Annotated in this window: 1 protein-coding gene; it reads right to left on the bottom strand. The window is 45.8% G+C overall.

What is annotated here, in order from left to right:
- Positions 1-131 precede the first annotated feature (131 nt).
- On the bottom strand, positions 132-476 hold a 345-nt coding region (locus QEH57_RS24795), incomplete at its 5' end, for a hypothetical protein (RefSeq protein WP_309009498.1).

Raw genomic sequence — 476 nt, 5'->3', positions numbered from 1 at the left:
AACGTCGAGCTCAGGCGACAAGGCCCAAGCTATCGTTTGAATTTCTGGGGTCGTTGATTTTCATCGGGTCGTAGTGAAAGAGGCGGGCGTTTGCCGCAGTTGCCTGGAGCGTCTGGTTGGGCTGATCTGTTTTAGTACTCATCAGCGTATCCATGATTCATCATTTCGATTCTTACTTCTTTCGAAGACCAATCAACGATTCTTCCGACGTAATCTACAAAGAGCCGTTCTGACTGGATCTGGCTATTTTCTTTTTTAGGACTGTAGAATATTCTCCAAAACGGTATCCAAGAAACGGTAGGGTCGACTAGTCCAAAGCTAACTTTTCTTTCGTATTCGACACCTTGGTTTAAAGCAGGAATCAGCACCTTTTTCTCGATTTGCGTCGCTCGGTAATACGAGAAAGCAGAGTAGGCCGTTACCACTAGGATGATGGCTGCTGTCCACTTTAGTCTCTTCATCTTTCTTTGCCCAAC

This window comes from Pelagicoccus sp. SDUM812005, from assembly GCF_031127875.1.
Classification (GTDB): Bacteria; Verrucomicrobiota; Verrucomicrobiia; order Opitutales; family Opitutaceae; genus Pelagicoccus.
Note: the sequence above shows the minus strand (reverse complement) of the source record. Positions and strands in the feature narration are given on the sequence as shown.